The sequence below is a fragment of the Rhodococcus sp. 27YEA15 genome (assembly GCF_049739425.1).
GTDB lineage: Bacteria > Actinomycetota > Actinomycetes > Mycobacteriales > Mycobacteriaceae > Rhodococcus_F.
The window spans coordinates 611,636-630,172 of record NZ_JBMHHW010000001.1 but is presented as its reverse complement, the minus strand read 5'-3'; the positions used below and the strand labels follow the sequence as shown (position 1 = coordinate 630,172).

Genomic DNA, 18,537 nt, shown 5'->3' with positions numbered 1-18,537 from the left:
TCAGTCCCCGTCGAGGAGAGCTGCCACGTCGACGGCGGGCGGCCACAGCATCGACTCAGCCGGAATCGACTGTAGACCTTCGGCTATCACCCACACCGTTCCTCTGTGGTCAATTGTCACTGCCGGGTTGGTGGCGAGCAGAGGGGTGCTCGACACCGGTTCGAGTGTGCCCGCATCCAACAGCGTGAAGAGCCAGAACTGGCGCGTGCGATCGTAATCGACAGGAGCCGGCAGCGGCCACCATCCGGTACTCGACGTCCCGTCCGGCGGGTGACCGATGATCCAGACGAACTCGCCGACCTGACCCCCGTGGAATGCACGGCCGCCGACCTGCTGCACCACCCCGTACGTCAGGTCGGGCAGAATCTGCACCGCGACGTTACCGCGAACCAACCGTAGGGGTGTTCCGGCGAGGTACGGCGTGACCCACCCTTGCATCGCCGGTAAGTCCGGACCGACCGTCACCTCACCGGAGACGGTGACCCGGACCAGTCGATGCGTCGACTCGGCATGGGCACGGCGCTGCTCTGCCAATACGACAAAGGATTCACCGTCGACGCCGATCGCGCTGACGTATCCGTCCGGCACTTGCACCGAGACCGGCTCGCGATCCGACGTGTACGACAACCACGTCGTCCCAGGCGGGCATGCCAGGAAAGTCTCGCCGATGACAGCACCCTGATACGTCGGACGCTCGGAGATTCGGCGAGGCTCCGCACCAGCGGCGCACCAGTACAGACCGTCCGCACCGCCCACCCAACAGCCCGACGGAACGGCCCACAGATGCCGGGAGCTGCCGATCGAGCCCGGTAGAACATACTCGTGGGCAACATGATCGGCATCGAGCATCACGACGAGCGGGAGTTCACGGTCCACGATCCACAACATCTCACCGGACGCCGACACGTCGCCGGGAACGATCGGCGGACGGGGCGGGACGGGTGGTACGTCATCGAGATCGAGGTCGATCATCACTCCCACGGCACGGTCCACCTCGAACGGGTCATCGCGCATGAACACGTCGCTGTCGAAGAAGCGGGGTGACGCCTCGACGTCACGGAACGTGCGGTGCTCTACGACGATGCTCCCCCCGTGGTTCCCGGGAGGCCGACGGTAGCGCTCGTTGACCAACTGCACGCGGGTCACCCTCCCACGCACAGTCTCCGGGGTGTCGTAACCCATCACCCCGTAGAACCGACCGGTCAGCTCCACCGGCCCGGTCCGTGGCCGAAAACCTCGCCACGACGCCGTCCAACCATCGCCACGCAAGGTCCCGTTCCATTCCCAACGGCGAGGCACGCCATGGCCGGTAGATTGCAGAACCGGTCCACGATCACTCGCCTCCAGCAGAGCGCGAACGGTGAGAGTATCGGCGGCCGATACAGGTTGTTCGACAAATCGGAGCGGGAATTCGGTCACCTCACCGATACGCGGTGGCGCGATTTCGCCGTCCTCGATCGCAACGCCGTCGATCTGCACGACAAGCGTGCGTGGGCGCGTCATGCGCCTTTCAACGGATTGATCATGGGGACGACTGTACCAACTCGAATACCCCTGCCCGAGGTTTCTGCTGCCTACCCTGGACCGTGGCGGCATCTTGGTGGCACCATCGAACCGTGCAGTGGGTCGAGGACATGGACCCGGACGCGCCCGGGGTACGGCGCGTCAATTTCGTACGTGTCGGCGAGCTTCCGCCCGACATGGTCCGACACATCGCACGACTCGACGATCGCCGAGCAGCGGATCTGCAACGGCGGTCGAGGCGGACAGCCGTTTCTCCGCTCCGCGTTCGGCCGAGGAGTCACCCACCCCTGTTCCAGAGTGAGGATTCGATCTCTTTTCCGCGGCACCACGCCTGCGACATCAACTTCGAGTTGGCACATATTCGGGTTTACGAGAACGGGATCGCGTTCGACGTCCGAGCTCGAAGCGGCACTATGCCTGCGCTGCCTCCTTCGCAGCGGATCTACGTCGGCCCCCGGACACGGTCCAAGATCGTGCAAGGCGCATATCTCGGGGTCGTGTGTCCCGATGGCACGGTGGTGACCAACAAGGCCTGCCTTCCATCGGATGCGCCGCAGGGCTCGGACACGTCGAGCCCATGGCTTCACGGATCTACCGGATACAGTTTCGACTCGGGAGTCGGCGCTTCTTACTTCCTCAGCCCCAGACCCGAACCACGTGCGACGATCACCGTTTCCCTCTCCTACCCGGAAGTCGGAGTCGATTCGGCATTGTCACTTTCGCTCGATTCGGGCACTTTCACCCGCGCCTCGCTCTGATCGCTACTCGTGCCGATTTCGCCAGCCGCAATGTCGAGCCGCTGACCGACAGATATCGGCCTCCCGGCGCAAAGATCCGCGACCGATGCACGGGCTTGGTCATCGAAGCTTCTCGTCGCCTAAGGTGTTTCAGGTCACAGATCAGCTCAGTCACGAGAGGACACACGTCGATGAGCTCCACCGAGCAGGCGCCGAACACAACATATTCCCAGGTCTATCGCGCCAGTATCGACCAGCCGGAGCAATTCTGGCTCGACGCCGCGCACGCGGTGGATTGGGATGTCGCACCCACCAGGGCTCTCGACGACTCGGCCGCGCCCGTCTACCGGTGGTTTCCCGGCGCCGCACTGAACACCAGCTTCAACGCTCTCGATCGGCACGTTCGTGACGGGCGCGGCGACCACACCGCGCTGATCTTCGACTCCGCCATGGTTCCCACCAAGGTCACGTACTCGTACTCGGAACTGCTCGAGCAGGTTTCGCTGTTCGCGGGCGTACTACAAGCCCAGGGTGTCGTCGCCGGAGACCGCGTCGTCATCTACATGCCGATGATCCCGGAAGCTGCCGTCGCGATGCTCGCGTGCGCCCGCATCGGTGCCGTCCACTCGGTGGTCTTCGGCGGGTTCGCCGCCAAAGAGCTCGCCGCCCGCATCGACGACGCCGGGCCGGTGGTGCTGGTGACCGCGTCCGGCGGTCTGGAACCCGGCCGCACCGTCGAGTACCTACCGATGGTCGAAAAAGCTCTACAGCTGTCCGCCACTCCGGCGCACACGGTGATCGTCAAGAAACGAGAGCAGATCCCGGGCACCGCCGCCGACTACCGGGCCAGTGCTTCTGCCTGGTTCGACTGGGACGATCTCATGGCCGACGCCCCTGCGGTAGGCCCGGTGTCGGTGGCCGCCACCGATCCTCTCTACATCCTCTACACGTCCGGCACCACGGGTAAGCCCAAAGGCGTGGTCCGTGACAACGGCGGACATGCTGTTGCCCTGACGTGGACGATGAAGAACCTCTACGACATCGGCCCTGGTCAGGTCTGGTGGACAGCATCTGACGTCGGCTGGGTGGTCGGGCACTCGTACATCGTCTACGGCCCACTGCTGGCCGGCGCGACGACGGTCATGTACGAGGGCAAACCTGTCGGCACGCCGGATGCCGGTGCGTTCTGGCGTATCGTCGCCGAGTACGGTGTCTCGGCGCTGTTCACCGCACCAACCGCGATCCGTGCCGTTCGCAAAGCCGATCCGGATGCGAAAGAGCTTGAAAAATACGATATCTCGTCGTTGAACACCCTCTTTGCCGCGGGCGAGCGCCTGGACCCCGACACCTACGAGTGGGCCACCAGAGTGCTGGACCGTCCAGTGGTCGACCACTGGTGGCAGACCGAGACCGGATGGGCGATCTGCGCGAACCTGCGCGGCCTGGAACCGATGCCGATCAAGGCCGGTTCCCCCACCGTCGCCTGCCCCGGATACCGGGTCCAGATCGTCGACGGATCCGGACAGCTCGTCGACGCGGGCACCGAGGGCAACATCGTCATCGGATTACCTTTGCCTCCGGGAACTCTGACAGGACTGTGGCGTGACGACGACAGATACGTCAAGTCGTATCTGTCGACGTTCGACGGCTACTATCTCACCGGCGATTCCGGCTACATCGACGAAGACGACTACGTCTTCGTGCTCGGCCGCAGCGACGACGTCATCAACGTTGCCGGGCATCGCCTTTCGACCGGCAGCATGGAAGCTGTGGTTGCCGGGCACCCCGCTGTGGCGGAATGTGCGGTTATCGGTATCCACGACGAACTCAAGGGGCAGCGCCCGAGCGGCTACGTCGTCCTCAAGTCGGGGGCGGACATCGATCCTGAAACCCTTCGACAGGAACTGGTCGCTCGGGTGCGTGATCAGATCGGAGCCGTCGCCACTTTCCGTGACGTCACCGTGGTCGCCGCGCTGCCGAAGACCCGCTCCGGGAAGATTCTCCGCAAGACGATGCGCCAGATCGCGGACAACGAGGAATACACAGTGCCCTCGACCATCGAGGACGTGACCGTGCTGGACGATTTGTCGAAACTCTTGCGTGGATAGGCACTGCATTCGTCACCGGAGCCGCATCGCGGCAAGGTCACACGTGCGCTGTCGGCCTCGTAGTTCGCCGACATCATGGTGGCGGATCACTGTGCTCCGGTGACGACGCCGATGTACCGCCCGGCCGCCGGGCATCACCGGCCGGACCAGCGGCACGGCGTCGGCTATCGCGATCGTTCAGGCGCCGTCGCTGACCCGAACCCCCAGCGGCTCTCCCGGTTCATTCGCACCGTAGAGTTCGACTTTCCGACCCCAGCACCACCGCACCGTGGCCGCTCATCTCGCAACACAGGGTGAGCGGCCACCGTCATTCACACCCGAGGAACGACGCTGTGTTCGATTCGACGCTGTGTTAGATTCGACTCTGTGTTCGATTCGACTCTGCGTTCGAATCGACTCTGTGTTCAACGGAATCGACTCTGCCGGACGGGTCTCGAGCACCGTCCGGCAGAGTCGATTCAGGCTTGGTCAAGCCGTCGTAGCAACAGAACAAGTGGTCGACAACCTCATAGGCGCTCCTCGTCTGATGTGGGAAAATATGTGATGGGATGCGCAACAAACCCATCCCCAGGATAGAACTGAACGCCGCAGGATGCAGCGAAATCAGCGACTGATTTTTCGACAGACTTGGCCATCCGACAGACCCAGGGAGGACCGTGACCGACCGGTACGTAGTTCAGGACCCGACGCACAGCCAGGTGGAGATCACCTTCGATGCCGATACCGGGGTTGTGGAGGTTCGATCCGGCACATCGCATGCAGTACTGACACGTCGCCTGCACGCCCCGTTTCGGGACGGTATTCCCATCGGAACACGAACCGCCGCCGACCTACATCTCACTGTCGGCGGCAACGACGTCGAGTTGTCCATGGGCAAAGGATTCCTGTCCAGACGTTCGTATTCGATCTCGGTACTCGGCGCGGGTCCGGCCCTGACCTTCACGCCTGTCGACGACGCGACTTCCGAGTTCACTCGCGACGGCGTCCGCATCGGAGCGCTGTCGAAGGACGAGAACTCCGATCCCCGGCGCACGGATGCCGAGTGGTTCGGTACTCCGAGCGGTGACGAACTCGTGATCGCCTACGCGCTGGCCGAGGCCTTCGACTGCGGAGCGCTGCACGGCGCCGTCGCACTGATGGAGTCCTGGCTGTCGGGAAACTGACCACCCGAGACGAGAAGCGCACTTGCGTCGAGACTCACCGGCGTGCGTGGTGCTCGCGACAACGGGGCGATCGCCTCGAGTTGTGTGGGCTGATCTTTTCGGGTCGACTCTCCCCCCGCGACCGCAGGGTCCGCCGGCACACCACAGTCCCGGCCGATCCTCTGTGCATACTTTCTCGCTCCGGCGATACCGGTGTAGGCGAAAGTCGATCCACCTCAGATCAGATGAATCACCAAGGCGATCACCGCAACCAGCGCAAGAATGCCCTGGGTGATCGCTGCGCGCGCCTTGTCCGGTGCGGAGATCAGGAGTACCAGTGCCGCAGCGGCCATCGATCCGGTTCCGGCGAGCACGAGCGCAATTCCTACCGACGCCGAGCCGCAAGCAACAACAATGATGCCGACGGCCGTCACGACAGCCAGGAACAGGTTGTAGAAGCCCTGGTTGAAGGCCAGTGATTTGGTGGCGAGTGCCTCCTCTTCGGTTTTCACCCCAAAGATTGCGCGAGTCTTCGGGGCAGTCCAGAGGACGGACTCGAGCACGAAGATGTAGACGTGCAGCAGTGCGGCCAGTGCCGCGAAAACATATCCGACGACGTTCAATGTGAACTCCTGATTTCGAGGCGAAATTCTGAATCGACCGGTTCAATATATACTGAACCGACCGATACAGAAAGGAGCGTGATCGAGTGGGCAGATCACAGGAGTTCGACACTGTTACCGTGATCGCCGCAGCTCTGGACGTGTTCTGGGATCGGGGCTACGAAGGTGCGTCGCTGGCAGAGTTGGAGGCCACAACTGGACTCAATCGTTCGAGCCTTTACAACACGTTCACCAACAAACGCGGACTGTTCGATTCCGCAGTGCAGATGTACCTGAACCGCGTCATTCGACCACGATTGCAGGGATTGGCGACGAACCCGACACACGATGCGGTTGACGAGTACTTCGCCGCACTTGCCCGAGCCGTTGCCACCATGACGCCCGACACTCGCAGACGCGGCTGCCTGTTGCTGAACACAGCGACGACGCCGGCTGCGAACGACGAGTCCATCGCTGACGTGATCCGCGGCTATCGGCAGGAGTTGCTCGCCTCCATCGAGAACGGGGTCCGCGCTGCATCCACCACTGCGTCAGCGGATGTAGTACGCGAGCGGGCGAGCATCTTGTTGTCCTGCAACGTCAGTGCACTGATCCTGGCTAGGGTCGATCCGCGAGCCGCAGTAGCCGAACTCGAATCTGCACGGCGATTGAACAGGCAGTGGAGCAACTGATCGAGGGTGAGCCACACCCGCGACTGACCAGGGTCCGCCCGTATCGCACACTCCGTCGACGCAGATCAGATCACGCGGTCGGCTCGGACGCCGAAACGATTCTCGGCAATCGCACCTGATTCACCTCGGCCCTTGCGATACGCTCGATCATGGTTGTTTCCCTACCGGTGTTGCGAATCCCGCAATTACGCGATGCCGACGAATTGGCACACCTACACGTAGCTGTGTGGAAATCGACGTACGGCGAGCGACTTCCCGAAAGCTGTTACACCCAGCAGGCAGTGGCCGAGCGTAAAAACCTGTGGACCACCATATTGTCGGCATCACCGCCCCGACTGGTCACGGCTGCCCACCAAGAGCAGATCGTCGGATTCGCCCATGCCGGCCCACCGTTCGAGCAAGCTCCGGCACAAGCGCTCGAACTGTACTCGCTGTATCTGTTGCCGCGTTGGCACGGTTCAGGAGTGGGTCGGCAACTCCTCGACGCGGTTCTCGGTGATCGGCCTGCGCAATTGTGGGTGGCCGAGCACAATCCTCGCGCACACGGCTTTTATCGGCGCAACCACTTCGATGCGGACGGCGCAACCAGGCAGGGCGCCCTCCCCGAAGTACGGTTGGCTCGACAGCACCTCCCGCCGAAGAACGTCCAGGACTTCCATTCAGCGTGAACTCAACTCCGCGGCAGCGCTCGCTCTCCGGACCGTCCACTGATCACATCGGCGGAAGGCGATATTCCAGGCGCTCCGGCTCCGGCGAACGCAAGCGTGGATCGACGCCGAACAAGCATCTGTGACAGCATCTTCGAGTGGCGGGACGACGTGTTTTCGAGAGCACCCGACGTGTCGCGTAATCTCGGGAAACGATGGCTCCGGCACAGGGACTGCCGGGCAGAATTCGACAGGTATGGACCATTGCGTGGCCCGTCATCGTGATGTCGAGTACCGCGCTGATCGCGAGTGTCACCGACGCCGCCATGCTCGGACACTATTCGACGAATGCGATCAGCAGCGGCGCCGTCGCTCGGCCGATCTGGATTCTGTTCACTGCAATCGTCATTCCCTTCGGCACGGCAACACAGGTTCTCGTTGCCCGATGGCACGGCGCCGGAGACCGCCCCGCCATAGTCCAGCTCGCCCGCACGGGAACCGTGCTTGTCGCCCGTTTGCGGAACAGTGGTGGCCATCGTGGGAACCCTGTTGGCGCCGAGCATGATCGGCGCAACAGCTCACGCCGACGGGAACAATTCGCTCGACGATCCGATCAACGACACCACAGTCATGCTCCGCTTCCTGTTGATCACGCTGCCGTTCACCGCGATCACAGCTCATCTGCGCGGGGTGCTGGGCGGAATGGTCGAGACGATCACCGCTGCGCAGGTAACTGCACTGATGCCGCCGGTCAATGCACCCCTCGCCTGGTCGTTGATCTCAGGATGCCGCGAGCGCGAGCGCTTGATCCACCAGCACACCCACACGCCCCGGTGCCACCGGTTCGAGATCGAACAGAACTCGGTAGACCATCGGCGCAACGATGTGGTCGACCACCTCGTCACCGTCAACGATCGCCTCGTCGGCCCACCGATCCAGGATCACGTCGATCTGCACTCGACAGAAGTACGCGCATTTGAACTTCTTGGTCCCGTCCGCCGTTGCAGAGGAGTCATCGCTCATCACGACGTCACGCAACATCGCACGGCCGACCTCGGTGGAGATCTCGTCGAGGTATTCCTGTGCCCAGGCGACCAGATCGCCACGCAACGAACCGGTTTCGCGCGGCGGCGCTTCGGGGCGCATCCGCTCGAGCGAGACGTCGGCGAACACTTCGTTGACATCTCCCCACCTGCGATAAATCGTGGACGGCGTGACGCCTGCGTCCGCGGCAATCATGGGGACAGTGATCTCGGCCCGGTCGCGCTGCTCCAACAATCTCCGTGCCGACGCATGCACGGCCTGCTGGATTCGCGCGCTGCGCCCGCCGGGGCGCAAACCTGTGGACGAAGTCATAAGTCACATCCTAACGCAAAGATGTTGCATTAGCTTACGAGTGGGCGTAGCGTTCCAAACGCAAAGAAATTGCGTTTGAAGCCATTGGCATGTTCGACGTCATCGACATGTTCAATGCCATTGACACCCACACGGGAAGCGCCTTCGTAGATGACAACAACTCTGACGCATCAGACCGAAACCTCTCCCCGCCGACGCCTGGGTCGAGGTGCCGCATTCACTCTTGTCGCAGTAATCATCGCCACGTTCCTGGGTGCGTCCGCGACGCCGACGCCGCTGTACGAGCACTACCAGGAACTGTGGGGATTCTCCTCACTGGCATCGACACTGGTGTTCGGCATCTACGCCCTCGCTCTCCTCGTCACTCTACTGACCGCCGGGTCACTCTCCGATCATGTCGGCCGACGCCCGGTTCTATTGGGAGCTCTTGCCCTCGAAGCTGTTTCGCTGGTTCTGTTCGCCACCGCCGATGGATTGAGCATCTTGTTGATCGCGCGAGTGGTCCAGGGCATCGCGACCGGTGCCGCCATCAGCGCCCTGGGATCGACACTCATCGACCTCGAGCGCACTCCAGGCCGGGGCTCCGTCATCAACAGTGTGGCACCGACTGTCGGTCTGGCTGTCGGCGCGGTGGGTTCGAGCCTGATCAGCGAACATCTCCCGCGCCCGACCAGCACTGTCTACCTGGTGCTGTTGGCTCTGGTGATCCTCGAGTTCCTCGGAGTCCTGGCGGCACCGGAAACATCCGGTGGCCGACCTGGAGCATTGCAGTCACTTCGACCTGCCCTCGCTGTTCCCCGACAAGCCCGGACCATGATCGTGCTCACCGCACCCTGCCTCGTCGCAGTGTGGGCCCTCGGCGGCTTCTACCTCTCGCTGGGTCCAGCGCTGGCACGCAATGCTCTCGACGTCCACAGCTCGCTGATCGGCGCGATCATGGTGGCCACCCTGACCGGCTTCGGCGCGGCGACAGTGCTCGTACTCCGCAAGCTGGTCGGCCGTACCGTGATGTTGATCGGTACGTCGGCACTCGTGATCGGAGTTGCGCTGACGCTCGTGGGAGCCGAACTCTCCTCGGCTGCACTGATCCTCATCGGAACAGCGGTAGCGGGCATCGGATTCGGTGCAGGTTTTCAGGGGACGATTCTCTCCGTCATGCCACTGGCCGAAAACCACCAACGGGCCGGACTGCTCTCGACGGTGTACGTCATCGCCTACCTGGCCAACAGCTTTCCGGCGCTACTGGCGGGCTATCTCGTCGGGAAGATCGGCCTGGTCGACACCACTCGCAGTTACGGCGCTCTGGTGATGATCCTTTCCGCGGCGGCCCTGGTCGGTCTTCTCGTGACGAGCGAACGCAAACCGTCCCAGTCGTCCGCCCGGCCATAACCACAAGTTCTGACCGCCAGACCTGACCGTTCTTGGACGGGGAGACCCCGACCTGGAAAGCTCGACTGCACTGATCCGAGCGAACCGAGAATGGGAAAACCGCTGTGCGACTACCTAACCAGTTTTTGGTATATGTAAGAGATGCCGCGTCGTCCGCTGCATTCTACGGCGAACTGTTCGGCGCCGAACCCGAGATACTCAGTTCGCGGTACATGACCTTCGATCTCGGTGGCGGCGTCGTCCTCGCCCTGTGGAGCGGGAAGTCGCGGGAGGTCGATCCCGCGGCGCCCCGAGGCTTCGAGATCGGTCTGGTCGTCGACGGTGGCAGCAGGGAGATCCGGGCGATCTACGACGAGTGGGTGGGCAAGGGCGTCGAGGTACTGGAAGAGCCGGCCGAGGACGTGTTCGGCCTGACCTTCGTCATCGCCGACCTCGACGGAAACCGTATCCGCGTCGCCCCTGCCGATCACTGAGGAGCACGCTCAATCCTTGATCTCGCCGTAGCGGCGCAGCGCTTCCTGACGCTCGTGGGCGTGGTCGACGATAGGTTCGGGGTAGTCGACCGGGCGCATCGCTTTCAACGAATGCACCGCTTTACCCGGCACACCACGCAGTTCGGGAACCCACCGGCGAACGTACGTCCCGTCCGGATCGAACTTCTCACCCTGCGTGATCGGGTTGAACACCCGGAAGAACGGCGACGCGTCGGTACCCGAGCCGGCCGTCCACTGCCAGCCGTGCTGATTGGACGCAAGATCACCGTCCACCAGGTGATTCATGAAGTACCGGGCGCCCCGCCACCACGGAATGTGCAGATCCTTCACCAGGAACGACGCCACGATCATGCGGACCCGATTGTGCATCCAGTTCTCGGCGGCCAGTTGCCTCATCCCCGCGTCGACGATCGGGAAGCCCGTCCGCCCCTCGCACCACGCGATGAAAGCGAGATCTGCTGCCGCTCCGCTGTCGTGCCGCAACCTGTCGAACTTGCTGTCGTAGTTCGACCTGGCGCTCTGTGGCTTCTGAAACAGGATGTCCGCGTAGAAGTCTCGCCACGCCAGCTGGCGACGGTAGGCCTGGGCGCCGTCGTCGGTGCGTCGGGACAGGTCCGCGAGCATCGTTCGGGGATGAATGGTGCCGTACTTGAGCGGGATGGACATGCGGCTCGTCGTGTCGAGATCCGGGCGGTTGCGCTCGTCGTCGTACTCTCGAAGATGGTTCTCGCGGTATTCTTTCCACTGTTCGAGTGCGCCCGCTTCACCGACCGGCCCGACGACGTCGCGACCGGGCGCGGGAATCGCCACCCGCTTCACCTCGCCCGCCGCATCCTCCGGATCGATCCACTGCACGGTCGTCGCGTCCGTGGCAGCCGGACCGCGCCACCCGTGTGCGAGCCACTGCCGAAAGTACGGGGTGAAGACCTTGTACGGGTCACCGTCCGCCTTGGTCACTCGCCCTGGGGCCACCGCGTACGGGGAGCCGGTCGCGACCAGCGTCACCGATTTCGCTACTGCCGCATCACGTTCCCGCCCGTACGGCCCGTAGTCGGCGCTGATGTGTACTTCGTCGGCTTCTACCGACTTCGCGACGGACGGTACCACCACGGCCGGGTCGCCGCGCACCACCATCAGCCGGCCACCCAATTGCCGGTCCAACTCGGCCAGGTCGGCGAAGAGTCGATCGCTACGCGGCGATCCGGACGGTCCGAGTAAGCGATCGTCGAGAACGAACAGACCGAGCACCTGCCCGCCGGCGTCGGACGCCGCCGTCAGGGTGGGTAGGTCGCCCACCCGCAGATCACGCCGAAACCAGACCACGGAATTGTTCACCCGGACGAGCCTACCGATGAGAGGCCAGCACGCAGTCCACCGCGCGAGTGGCAAGCTCGCGCGCTCGCTCCGAATTCGGCTCCGCACTCAGTCCGAGCAGACGTTTGCGATGCTCCTCACCGAGCAACAACGTGTAGAGCTGATCCGCCGACTGTGCTGCCACCTCACCGTGCTGATCGCGCAGGACCGTCGTCAGGTACGCGATGGACCGCGCGGGACCGGACTCGTAGAACTTCGCCGCCAACTCCGGAAACTGCACGGCCTCGCCGATCATCATGCGGTGCAGCGTGATCGAGTTGTCGCCGTGCAGCGCGCACACGATGTCCGTTGCCGCGTCCACCACGTCGGTGGCGCCGTCGCGAGCCTTCTCGACGTAGGCGTGCTGGCGCTCCACGGCCGCCGCGAATACTGCCGCCTTGTCGCCGAAGTAGGTGTATACGGTGCGCTTGGCCACACCGGCGTTCTGTGCGATCACGTCGAGGGTGGTGCGGGCGAACCCCATCTGACGGAACGACGCGAGCGCGACGTCGAGGATCTCCTCGCGTCGTCCCGCCCGCTCGGCGTCACTGGTCCGGCCTCGCCGACGTGGCTGCTGCGTCATGGATCCCATTCCATCATCATGCACCGAAATCCAATTAATGCTACGTTTACGTTTCATTAATTCGACAGTGCAGGAGACCGACATGAGCGGACAGCGACTGATCCACGTCGCCATCGCCGACGACTGGGAAGGATGCAAACGCTTCGGCGAATACGAAGTCTCGACCCGTGGCATCAGCTACGACGACGCCGGATTCATCCGCGCCGCAACCGCCGACTCACTTCCGGCAGCACTCGACCACGTCTTCGGCGACCTCACGCTCCCCCTGATCGTCGCGGTTCTGGACGAGGACGCGCTGACCGCGGCCGGCGTCGACATCGAATGGGGCACCGGCAAACCGCGCATCACTGGACCGCTGCCGATGGACAGTGAGACGGTGGTGGCCGAGTTACCGCTCGATCGTGGAGCCGAACCCTGGCGCGTGCCCGATCTGAGCGGATACTCGGTCCGGCGCAGCAGCCCGACCGAACGCTGACCCCGACAGGGCACAATGACACGGTGACCGACACACCGACCATTCTCGTCGTCGACGACGACTCCGACGTCCTGACCTCGCTGGAGCGTGGATTGCGGCTGTCGGGATTCACGGTGCTGACGGCGGTCGACGGCGCCGACGCCTTACGAGCGGTAGCCGCCACTCAACCCGACGCCGTGGTGTTGGACATCAACATGCCGATTCTCGACGGCTCCGGAGTGGTGACGGCGCTACGCAGCGCAGGCAACGACGTTCCGATCTGTGTTCTGAGCGCTCGGAGCTCCGTCGACGACCGAATCGCGGGCCTCGAATCCGGCGCCGACGACTACATGGTCAAACCTTTCGTGCTGGCAGAACTGGTCGCCCGGATCCGATCGATGCTGCGACGAAGCAACACCTCGACCGACGACCGCACCGAAGGCACCGGCCCACTGCGCATCGGCAACCTCGACATCGATCTCGCGGGCCGCCGGGTGTGCATCGACGGCAGTGAAGTGCCCCTGACGAAACGAGAGTTCGAGCTGCTCGACGTTCTCGCGCACAACGCGGGCATCGTGCTCACCCGCGAACGTCTCCTCGAACTGGTGTGGGGCTACGACTTCGTCGCCGACACCAACGTCGTCGACGTGTTCGTCGGGTACCTGCGCCGTAAATTCGAAGCAGGCGGGCATCCCCGACTGCTGCACACGGTTCGCGGAGTCGGGTTCGTCCTCCGGGACAATCCGTGACCCGACGGCGTTTCTCGCTCCGTACCCGCATCGCGGCGGCCGCGGCCCTGGGCGCGACGTTCATCGTTCTCGCGATCGGCGTCGTCGTCGCGCTCGCCATCGCCCGAAACAATCTGAGTCAACTGGATCGTCGACTGGAAACCGCCTCGACGGTGGTGGTCGCCAACGCCGCGACGGCCGGCCCATTTCTCGGCGCTCTCGGTGACGGCGGGGCATTCTCGGTGACCATCCGCTCCGACACGGACGGAACGGTCAGATCGAGCACACCGACCCGATTGCCCGAGCTCACGGTCGGCTCCGCGACGGTGGAGGTGGACGGCACCAAGTACCGGGCCTACACGGCGCGGGCGGGGGGCATCAACGCCCTGGTGTCGCTGGCGGTACCGTACGCCGAGGCCCGCGACATCACCGTCGAACAGCAACACCAGGTGGCATTCTTCGGCCTGGGGGCAATAGGTGCCGCAGCTGCCCTCGGCTGGGTGTTCGGCGGCCCGGCGGTGCGCCCCTTGATGGAGCTGACCCGACTGATCGCACGCCGCGAACCGAACCTCGTCACGGAGTCGTCCGGCATCCGCGAAGCCGACGAACTCGCTGCGGCAGCAAAGTCGATGCTCAGCGACGTCGCCAGCGCACAGGAGGCGACCAGCGCGGCGCTGTCCACTGCCCGCGACTTCGCGTCCGCGGCAGCGCACGAACTGCGTACGCCGTTGACGGCCATGCGCACCGACATCGAAGTGCTCTCCACCGTCGCACTCGAGCCCGGCCAACAACACGAAATCCTCGTCGACCTGGCGCGGACCCAGCGACGCGTCGAATCGACCTTGCGGGATCTCGAGCGTCTGGCCAAGGGCGAACTCTCCACCGCAGACGATTTCGTCGAAACCGATCTCACCCAGATCTGCGATCTCGCCGTCATGGAAGCGCAACGGCATCATCGCGGAGTGACCATCACCGCCGAGACGCTCGATGCCGCGCTGCCCTACGCGATTCGTGCATTTCCCGGGGGCATCCGCCTGATTCTCGACAACGCCGTGTCCAACGCGGTTCGTCACGGCCGTGCCCGGACCATACGAATCACCTTGTCCCGCTCGCGCGACGAGTCGACCGTCGTCGTCATCACCGTCGACGACGACGGCTGCGGTGTCGCTCCCGAAGAGCGCACCCGCGTGTTCGGCCGATTCACTCGCGGCTCGACGGCCGGGCCGATCGGTTCCGGGCTCGGGCTGGCCCTGATCGAGCAGCAAGCGATGCTGCACAACGGTAGCGCCAGGTTGCTCGAAAGCCCTCTCGGCGGCGCCCGTCTGCTGGTGGAAATCAGGGATCAGACGTCACCGATTTCAGCGACGACGGACACGACCGCCCAGCAGTAATCACTGTCCCCGTCCCGAATTGGGCAATCCACGATCTCAAACTGGACAATCGACCTAGAAGACATGAACGCGACATTGCGATTCAATGAGACACATGAGCAACGAAACGCGTTCCCGAACATCGCGAACACCCGCTGGGCCGCCGCCTGCCGAGGTGAAACTGGGCGTGTCGACGCCTGTCGAGGTAGAACTTCCCGACAACGAAAAGGCACGCGGCGTGATCGTCGAGGACTTCGCCGACTCGACCGTGCCCGCGCACACCATCGAACGTGAATGGGCACTGCCCCGCCGCTGGGGCGTCGCCCTCGACGACGGGCGCCTCGTGTTCGTCGACGGTGATCACATCAAGGCTGCCGCACAGCCCTGACCCGGTTCGCCCGGTCCACCACTGCCGCTGCGACCAAGAGGCGAAACACACCCCCGCACGGTCACAGGCCAACACCACTGGACGCCGGCGTCCGGCCCCGAACGCACGCGGCTTCGCTTCCTCGAAGCGGGCCGTCGTCCTCGACTCTGTCTCCTCTGCCTGCGTCGGACCGGCGATCCGCAATCCGATGGGTAGACCGTCGTCACTGAACCCGGCCGCACTGGTGATAGCCGGGTTGTCGAGCATGTCGAGCGGGCACACCTCAGCCGGCCGAGAATCTGCTTGGCGAGCGATCTACCGAGCAGCCGGTCCGGCGCGGACCGGGCGGCCGGACATGCCACCGACAGGGCCGGCGAAATGATCAGATCGTAGTCCTTCGTGAACTCCGCGAACGTATTCCACATCTCGGCGGAGCGGGAGGCACGCCTCGTGATCGATTCCTCGGACATCGACCGATCACTCGGCGTCACCACTTCGCGGACACAACGGTGCAACGACCAGAAATACCACCGACGATCCCGGACGGTCGTAACGAATCGGATCTCCGGCGTGCACGCCGACCACACCGCCGTTCGATACCGTTGCGCCACCTCGGCACCCGCACGGACGTTACGCACTTTCATTGAAAGCTCTTGCGCAATAATCAGTTTCGCCACAATCTATCGCGAAGGCATCAGATCGACGAGATGCCGATGCGTCCCGTTCCACCACGAGTGGATGACGTCGGGCCGATGACGAGGGCCTACGAACAGAAATCGGGCCACCTGCCGAGCCTGACACACCCGGCGGAGATAATGAATCGACTCGACTGCATCACGATGAGAAGGTAGGCACCATGTCCGATCAGTACGTCGCTGCCGATGACCGGTACGAGCGCATGCCGTATCGCCGAACCGGCCGAAGTGGCCTGAAGTTGCCGGCCGTCTCGCTCGGCTTGTGGCACAACTTCGGGGACGACGTGCCCATCGACAACCAGCGCGCGATTTTGCGTCGGGCGTTCGATCTCGGTGTCACCCATTTCGATCTGGCCAACAACTACGGCCCGCCCTACGGGAGCGCAGAAACGAACTTCGGACGAATCCTGCGTGAAGACTTCACAGGCTACCGCGACGAGTTGGTGATCTCCTCGAAAGCAGGGTGGGACATGTGGCCCGGCCCGTACGGATTCGGCGGCTCGCGCAAATACCTGCTCTCGTCCCTCGACCAGTCACTCGGCCGCCTCGGACTCGACTACGTCGACATCTTCTACAGCCACCGCCCCGACGCCGACACTCCGATCGACGAGACGGCCGGCGCGCTGATCACGGCCGTACAGCAGGGTAAGGCACTGTACGCCGGAATCAGTTCCTATTCCCCGGAGCGTACTCGGGAAATCGCCGCGATTCTCGCATCCGCCGGTGTACCGTTGCTGATCCACCAGCCGAGCTACTCGATGCTGAACCGCTGGATCGAGAAGGAACTTCTCGACACCGTCGACGAGCTCGGTGTCGGCGTCATCGCGTTCTCACCGCTCGCGCAAGGCATGTTGACCGACCGGTATCTGCACGGAATACCGAAGAACTCCCGTGCAGCCCAAGGAAAGTCGCTCGATCCGTCGTGGCTGACTGCCGAATCCGAGACTCATATCCGCGCGCTGAACGAGATCGCGATCGGTCGCGGTCAATCCCTGGCGCAACTCGCACTGAGCTGGGCGCTGCGTGACCCGCGTGTGACCTCCGTGCTGATCGGCGCTTCCAGCGTCGCGCAGTTGGAGGCCAACATCGGCGCACTCGACAACCTCGATTTCACCGATGCCGAACTCGGTGCCGTCGACCAACATGCCAAGGAGAGCGGTATCAACCTGTGGGCTGAAGCCGCCACCATCTAGATCTTCGGCAGCTCCACACTGACGTGCTCACCCTCTTCGAACACGGCCGACGCCGGACCCACGATCAGCGGGTCCGGCGTGCCGACCACGCGCAGATCCTTGTTGGGATAGTCGAAGCCGGAAAGCACGTGGCGCATGGCCTCGAGCCGAGCGCGCTTCTTGTCGTTGCTCTTGATGACCGTCCACGGTGCGTCACCGGTGTCGGTGTAGAAGAACATCGCTTCCTTGGCCTGGGTGTAGTCGTCCCACTTGTCGAGCGACGCCAGATCCGTCGGCGACAGCTTCCATTGACGCACCGGATCGGTCCGTCGTGCTGCGAACCGAGCCAACTGTTCCTCCCGGCTCACCGAGAACCAGAGCTTGTGCAGGTGTATTCCGGAATTGACCAGCATGCGTTCGAAGTCCGGTGACTCTCTCATGAACTCGAGATACTGCGTCGGAGTGCAATACCCCATCACCCGCTCGACCCCCGCCCGGTTGTACCAGGACCGGTCCATCAGAACGATCTCCCCGCCGCTGGGGAGGTGCGCGACGTAGCGCTGGAAGTACCACTGCGTGCGTTCGATGTCGGTCGGTTTCTCGAGAGCCACCACGCGTGCACCACGCGGGTTGAGGTGCTCGGTGAAACGCTTGATCGATCCGCCCTTACCCGCCGCGTCACGACCTTCGAAGATGATGAGCACTTTCTGACCGGTTTCCTTGACCCACAGCTGCAACTTGAGAAGTTCGATCTGCAGGCGACGCTTGGTGCGGTCGTACTCCCGGCGTGACATCTTCTTCTCGTACGGGTAACCCTGTTTCCAGGCGTCCGCGTACTCGGAGGGTTCCACCGCGCCCAGTTTGGCACTCAAACCTGCGATCTCGTCGATCTCCGCCGCATAGTCCTCGGTGACGGACACCCGTCGCGCCGCCTGCACCGATGCTTCGTCCTGGCTGCTGGCAGGGGTACTCATGAAATACGTGCTCCTTCACGACAGGGAACCACCGAATATGGGTAAATCGGAGTTTACGCACAGCGACCGTTTTGGAGTCCGATCCAGGAGAAACCCGAGTGCGACCCGCTGACGTCCAGTCCGTAATCCCGGTCACCCCACGTCCACGCG

Annotated in this window: 18 protein-coding genes and 1 pseudogene; 13 read left to right on the top strand and 6 right to left on the bottom strand. The window is 63.5% G+C overall.

Features of this window, described 5'->3' with window-relative positions; all coding sequences use genetic code 11:
• Window positions 1-1,503: a hypothetical protein gene (locus ABH922_RS02940; RefSeq protein WP_424805504.1), complete on the bottom strand. Its 1,503-nt coding sequence runs from the start codon at window positions 1,501-1,503 to the stop codon at window positions 1-3.
• Window positions 1,504-1,616: 113 nt separating this feature from the next.
• Here ABH922_RS02940 and ABH922_RS02935 point away from each other — a divergent pair, with 113 nt between their 5' ends.
• The 3 genes from ABH922_RS02935 (at window position 1,617) to ABH922_RS02925 (ending at window position 5,532) form a co-directional block, all read left to right on the top strand.
• Window positions 1,617-2,282, top strand: a complete 666-nt coding sequence (locus ABH922_RS02935; RefSeq protein WP_424805503.1) for a hypothetical protein — start codon at window positions 1,617-1,619, stop codon at window positions 2,280-2,282.
• A gap of 170 nt (window positions 2,283-2,452) precedes the next feature.
• On the top strand, window positions 2,453-4,369 hold the full coding sequence (locus ABH922_RS02930) for a propionyl-CoA synthetase (RefSeq protein ID WP_424805502.1): 1,917 nt from the start codon (window positions 2,453-2,455) through the stop codon (window positions 4,367-4,369).
• A 656-nt stretch (window positions 4,370-5,025) separates the two neighbouring features.
• Window positions 5,026-5,532 carry a hypothetical protein gene (locus ABH922_RS02925; RefSeq protein WP_424805501.1) on the top strand — a complete coding sequence of 169 codons (507 nt, stop codon included), beginning with the start codon at window positions 5,026-5,028 and terminating at the stop codon, window positions 5,530-5,532.
• Between the two features lie 215 nt (window positions 5,533-5,747).
• Here the strand turns inward: ABH922_RS02925 and ABH922_RS02920 are convergent, their stop codons facing one another.
• Window positions 5,748-6,134, bottom strand: coding sequence for a DUF1304 domain-containing protein (locus ABH922_RS02920; RefSeq protein WP_424805500.1), 387 nt, complete (start codon window positions 6,132-6,134; stop codon window positions 5,748-5,750).
• Between the two features lie 86 nt (window positions 6,135-6,220).
• Here ABH922_RS02920 and ABH922_RS02915 point away from each other — a divergent pair, with 86 nt between their 5' ends.
• The 3 genes and pseudogenes from ABH922_RS02915 to ABH922_RS02905 form a co-directional block, all read left to right on the top strand.
• Window positions 6,221-6,805, top strand: coding sequence for a TetR/AcrR family transcriptional regulator (locus ABH922_RS02915; RefSeq protein ID WP_424805499.1), 585 nt, complete (start codon window positions 6,221-6,223; stop codon window positions 6,803-6,805).
• 149 nt (window positions 6,806-6,954) lie between these two features.
• On the top strand, window positions 6,955-7,473 hold the full coding sequence (locus ABH922_RS02910) for an N-acetyltransferase family protein (RefSeq protein WP_424805498.1): 519 nt from the start codon (window positions 6,955-6,957) through the stop codon (window positions 7,471-7,473).
• 194 nt (window positions 7,474-7,667) lie between these two features.
• Window positions 7,668-7,949 (top strand): annotated as a pseudogene (locus ABH922_RS02905) (MATE family efflux transporter); the annotation flags it as partial.
• A 283-nt stretch (window positions 7,950-8,232) separates the two neighbouring features.
• Here the strand turns inward: ABH922_RS02905 and ABH922_RS02900 are convergent.
• Complete coding sequence (locus ABH922_RS02900) at window positions 8,233-8,808, bottom strand: TetR/AcrR family transcriptional regulator (RefSeq protein WP_424805497.1); 576 nt, start codon at window positions 8,806-8,808, stop codon at window positions 8,233-8,235.
• Window positions 8,809-8,958: 150 nt separating this feature from the next.
• On the opposite strand from ABH922_RS02900, the gene ABH922_RS02895 reads away from it, so the two are divergent.
• Together ABH922_RS02895 and ABH922_RS02890 are read left to right on the top strand one after the other, a co-directional pair.
• Window positions 8,959-10,197, top strand: a complete 1,239-nt coding sequence (locus tag ABH922_RS02895; RefSeq protein ID WP_424805496.1) for an MFS transporter — start codon at window positions 8,959-8,961, stop codon at window positions 10,195-10,197.
• Between the two features lie 125 nt (window positions 10,198-10,322).
• Window positions 10,323-10,670 carry a VOC family protein gene (locus ABH922_RS02890; protein ID WP_424805495.1) on the top strand — a complete coding sequence of 116 codons (348 nt, stop codon included), beginning with the start codon at window positions 10,323-10,325 and terminating at the stop codon, window positions 10,668-10,670.
• Between the two features lie 9 nt (window positions 10,671-10,679).
• On the opposite strand, the gene ABH922_RS02885 is transcribed toward ABH922_RS02890, so the two are convergent.
• Both ABH922_RS02885 and ABH922_RS02880 read right to left on the bottom strand, forming a co-directional pair.
• Window positions 10,680-12,026, bottom strand: coding sequence for a cryptochrome/photolyase family protein (locus tag ABH922_RS02885; RefSeq protein ID WP_424805494.1), 1,347 nt, complete (start codon window positions 12,024-12,026; stop codon window positions 10,680-10,682).
• Window positions 12,027-12,036: 10 nt separating this feature from the next.
• Window positions 12,037-12,627, bottom strand: a complete 591-nt coding sequence (locus ABH922_RS02880; RefSeq protein WP_424805493.1) for a TetR/AcrR family transcriptional regulator — start codon at window positions 12,625-12,627, stop codon at window positions 12,037-12,039.
• Between the two features lie 82 nt (window positions 12,628-12,709).
• On the opposite strand from ABH922_RS02880, the gene ABH922_RS02875 reads away from it, so the two are divergent.
• The 5 genes from ABH922_RS02875 (at window position 12,710) to mgrA (ending at window position 17,434) form a co-directional block, all read left to right on the top strand.
• Window positions 12,710-13,102: a DUF952 domain-containing protein gene (locus tag ABH922_RS02875; protein ID WP_424805492.1), complete on the top strand. Its 393-nt coding sequence runs from the start codon at window positions 12,710-12,712 to the stop codon at window positions 13,100-13,102.
• Window positions 13,103-13,125: 23 nt separating this feature from the next.
• Window positions 13,126-13,830: a response regulator transcription factor gene (locus ABH922_RS02870; protein WP_424805491.1), complete on the top strand. Its 705-nt coding sequence runs from the start codon at window positions 13,126-13,128 to the stop codon at window positions 13,828-13,830.
• The gene (locus ABH922_RS02865) at window positions 13,827-15,200 is read left to right on the top strand and encodes a sensor histidine kinase (RefSeq protein ID WP_424805490.1); all 1,374 of its coding nucleotides are present in this window, start codon (window positions 13,827-13,829) and stop codon (window positions 15,198-15,200) included. The genes ABH922_RS02870 and ABH922_RS02865 overlap by 4 nt, the downstream gene beginning before the upstream one ends.
• 94 nt (window positions 15,201-15,294) lie before the next feature.
• Window positions 15,295-15,567: a hypothetical protein gene (locus tag ABH922_RS02860; RefSeq protein ID WP_424805489.1), complete on the top strand. Its 273-nt coding sequence runs from the start codon at window positions 15,295-15,297 to the stop codon at window positions 15,565-15,567.
• A gap of 835 nt (window positions 15,568-16,402) precedes the next feature.
• Window positions 16,403-17,434 carry an L-glyceraldehyde 3-phosphate reductase gene (gene mgrA / locus ABH922_RS02855; protein WP_424805488.1) on the top strand — a complete coding sequence of 344 codons (1,032 nt, stop codon included), beginning with the start codon at window positions 16,403-16,405 and terminating at the stop codon, window positions 17,432-17,434.
• Here the strand turns inward: mgrA and ppk2 are convergent.
• The gene (ppk2, locus tag ABH922_RS02850; RefSeq protein WP_424805487.1) at window positions 17,431-18,387 is read right to left on the bottom strand and encodes a polyphosphate kinase 2; all 957 of its coding nucleotides are present in this window, start codon (window positions 18,385-18,387) and stop codon (window positions 17,431-17,433) included. The genes mgrA and ppk2 overlap by 4 nt on opposite strands.
• Between the last annotated feature and the right edge of the window lie 150 nt (window positions 18,388-18,537).

Coding starts and splice junctions, on each gene's coding strand:
- ABH922_RS02940 (WP_424805504.1), bottom strand. CDS start 1,503: ATGACGCGCCCACGCACGCTTGTCGTGCAGATCGACGGCGTTGCGATC.
- mgrA (WP_424805488.1), top strand. CDS start 16,403: ATGTCCGATCAGTACGTCGCTGCCGATGACCGGTACGAGCGCATGCCG.
- ABH922_RS02880 (WP_424805493.1), bottom strand. CDS start 12,627: ATGACGCAGCAGCCACGTCGGCGAGGCCGGACCAGTGACGCCGAGCGG.
- ABH922_RS02930 (WP_424805502.1), top strand. CDS start 2,453: ATGAGCTCCACCGAGCAGGCGCCGAACACAACATATTCCCAGGTCTAT.
- ABH922_RS02875 (WP_424805492.1), top strand. CDS start 12,710: ATGAGCGGACAGCGACTGATCCACGTCGCCATCGCCGACGACTGGGAA.
- ABH922_RS02900 (WP_424805497.1), bottom strand. CDS start 8,808: ATGACTTCGTCCACAGGTTTGCGCCCCGGCGGGCGCAGCGCGCGAATC.
- ABH922_RS02910 (WP_424805498.1), top strand. CDS start 6,955: ATGGTTGTTTCCCTACCGGTGTTGCGAATCCCGCAATTACGCGATGCC.
- ABH922_RS02860 (WP_424805489.1), top strand. CDS start 15,295: ATGAGCAACGAAACGCGTTCCCGAACATCGCGAACACCCGCTGGGCCG.
- ppk2 (WP_424805487.1), bottom strand. CDS start 18,387: ATGAGTACCCCTGCCAGCAGCCAGGACGAAGCATCGGTGCAGGCGGCG.
- ABH922_RS02895 (WP_424805496.1), top strand. CDS start 8,959: ATGACAACAACTCTGACGCATCAGACCGAAACCTCTCCCCGCCGACGC.